The following is a 2744-nucleotide window of genomic DNA, read 5'->3' as shown; positions in this document are numbered from 1 at the left end:
AATTTATTCACACATGGTTACGCTTTGGGGAAATTATGAGGGGATCTCTCAGTGCATTGCCTCCAATTCCCATAATTTATTACGCCGATAATAACTTGGTGTAACCTTAAAAATGTACTTAAATCGACGTGTAAAAGATTGTTGGGAATCAAATTGATATTTTAATGCGATCTCAAGGATAGTTTTTTTCGTCAACCTCAACTCAACAGCCGCTTTCGTCAAACGACGAGCACGAATATAGCTAGCCAGTGTGACCCCTGTTACTTTTTTGAACAGCCGCTGAAAATACCACTTGGTATAACCCGCTTTATTCGCCACATCATCAAGCAGTAAAGACTGATCTAAATTATGTTCAATCCATAATAGAACATCTTTGATAACCGTTGTATGAAACTGCTTATCATCATATCTTAATTGGATGTTATTAGCTTTATTTTGATAGCGAGAATGCTGTTCAATATACATAAAATAACCTAAATGTTCTTAAGATTGTCACGACCACATCATCATGATACCATAAACATACTGACGGTATGTTATTTTAAATCTATCATGGAAAATAAAAATCATCAACAAGAAAATTTTAAGAGTACCTATCAATCACTGGTTAACTCAGCACGAATATTGTTTGTTGAAAAAGGCTATCAAGCTGTTTCAATAGATGAGATCTCGGGAAAAGCGTTGGTGACCAAAGGTGCCTTTTATCATCACTTTAAAAATAAAAAACAATTACTCAGTGCCTGTTATAAGCAGCAATTAATTATGATTGATGCCTACATCACAACAAAAACTGATTTAACAAATGGTTGGTCTGCCTTAGAAAGTATATTTGAACATTATCTTGATTATATTATTGATAATAATAAAAACCTTATCCCTATCCAAGAAGTGATGCCTATCATTGGTTGGAATGAACTTGAAAAAATTAGCCTTGAATACATTACTGGTAAGGTAAACGCCATTGTCAGCAAATTGATCCAAGAGAACCAACTTAAAGCTTATGATGATGATGTGCTTAAAAACTTACTCAATGGCTGGTTTATGCATATCGCAATACATGCGAAAAACCTAAAAGAGCTTGCCGATAAAAAAGGCCAATTTATTGCTATTTACCGCGGCTTTTTATTGAGCTTGAAAGATAAATAAAATAGATAGGTTTTATTTGAAGCTAAATCTTCTTTATCGTAAAAAATGCCCTCTTGGGTTATCAAGAGGGTCATTATATTTCGCGGAATAACATCATTTGGTGACGAAATAACTAAGCACTTGTCTCCTGTTTACTCCCCTGAGCTTGAGGGGTTAACATGAAGGTCATCGATAGCAGGATAATAATACAGTAAAACGCTAAACCAATAATCCAAATCCAGCCATCCCAAATTGGTAGTGAATGATTATAAATAACAGCAAACAGTAATGGGCCAATAACACCGGTTGCATTGGTAAGGCTCACCAATAATCCCTGTAAAGCACCTTGCTGATGACTCTTTGTTTGGATAGACATCACTCCCTGTAATGCAGGTAAAGCGATCCCACCACCAGCCAATAAAATTAAAACAGGGAAAACTAACCAACCTTCAGATATAAACGCTAAAAAGGCAAATGCACTACTATCTGCAATAAATCCGAGCAGTACTGCCGTTTTTTCGCCCCATTTAGTGGCTATTCTTCCTGCCACAAAGGCTTGGAATACTGAGTGTAAAAGACCAAGACCCGCTAATGAAAAGCCAACCATCATGCTATTCCATCCAAAACGATTTTCGGTAAATAGCACCCACACCGTTGCGGGAATTTGGCCTATCAATTGCGCTGAAAAATAAATAATCAACAAAATGGGCATCGTTTTAAATAAAGTGATGTATACCGAATTCGATTGCGTCTCAACCCCTACTTCGGTATCTGTATTATCACGTGTATTTTTGGTTTCACGGAACCAAAACATAACCACAAGGAAAGCGACAATATTTAGCAACGCAGCGATAAAAAAGGGACTATGCGGTGAAATCTCTCCTGCAAAACCACCAATAATAGGCCCCGCTATTAAACCAAGCCCAAAACTTGCCCCTAACCAACCGAACCACTTCACGCGTTGAGAAGCTGAGGTGGTATCGGCAATGACCGATGCCGCGACAGCCCCAGTAGCTCCTGTGATCCCTGAAAGCAAACGGCCTAAATACAGCATCCAAAGCGCACTTGAAAAAGCCAGCAATAAGTAATCCAGCGATGCGCCTATTAATGACAACAACAGCACTGGGCGCCGACCAAATCGGTCAGACATTTTTCCAAGCCAAGGAGCAAAGATAACCTGCATTAACGCATAAAGTGCAAGCAATACGCCAAAGTGGTTAGCGATATCTTCCGAAGCAATAAATTCACGTAATAACGTTGGCAAGACTGGCATGATAAGGCCAATCCCCATGGCATCGAGTAACGTAATTACCAATGCGATCTTTGTCGAACTATTCATTTCACTTTTCTCTATCACTGATAGGGAGTGGTAAAATAACTCTATCAATGATAGAGTGTCAACAAAAATTAGGAATTAATGATGTCTAGATTAGATAAAAGTAAAGTGATTAACAGCGCATTAGAGCTGCTTAATGAGGTCGGAATCGAAGGTTTAACAACCCGTAAACTCGCCCAGAAGCTAGGTGTAGAGCAGCCTACATTGTATTGGCATGTAAAAAATAAGCGGGCTTTGCTCGACGCCTTAGCCATTGAGATGTTAGATAGGCACCATACTCACT

Annotated in this window: 2 protein-coding genes and 2 pseudogenes; 2 read left to right on the top strand and 2 right to left on the bottom strand. The window is 38.6% G+C overall.

Features of this window, described 5'->3' with window-relative positions:
- Window positions 1-78: 78 nt before the first annotated feature.
- Window positions 79-465: pseudogene (locus Q0K76_RS12930) on the bottom strand (helix-turn-helix domain-containing protein); the annotation flags it as partial.
- An 87-nt stretch (window positions 466-552) separates the two neighbouring features.
- Here Q0K76_RS12930 and tetC point away from each other — a divergent pair.
- The gene (gene tetC, locus Q0K76_RS12925) at window positions 553-1146 is read left to right on the top strand and encodes a tetracyline resistance-associated transcriptional repressor TetC (RefSeq protein ID WP_000428546.1); all 594 of its coding nucleotides are present in this window, start codon (window positions 553-555) and stop codon (window positions 1144-1146) included.
- 112 nt (window positions 1147-1258) lie between these two features.
- On the opposite strand, the gene tet(B) is transcribed toward tetC, so the two are convergent.
- Window positions 1259-2464 (bottom strand): tetracycline efflux MFS transporter Tet(B), encoded by a 1206-nt coding sequence (gene tet(B), locus Q0K76_RS12920; RefSeq protein WP_001089068.1) that lies wholly within the window; start codon window positions 2462-2464, stop codon window positions 1259-1261.
- Between the two features lie 81 nt (window positions 2465-2545).
- On the opposite strand from tet(B), the pseudogene tetR(B) reads away from it, so the two are divergent.
- A pseudogene (gene tetR(B) / locus Q0K76_RS12915) lies at window positions 2546-2744 on the top strand (tetracycline resistance transcriptional repressor TetR(B)); the annotation flags it as partial.

This window comes from uncultured Gilliamella sp. (assembly GCA_945271295.1).
In the GTDB taxonomy this organism is placed as follows: Bacteria; Pseudomonadota; Gammaproteobacteria; order Enterobacterales; family Orbaceae; genus Gilliamella.
This window is presented reverse-complemented; position numbering and strand designations above follow the sequence as displayed.

Coding starts and splice junctions, on each gene's coding strand:
- tetC (WP_000428546.1), top strand. CDS start 553: ATGGAAAATAAAAATCATCAACAAGAAAATTTTAAGAGTACCTATCAA.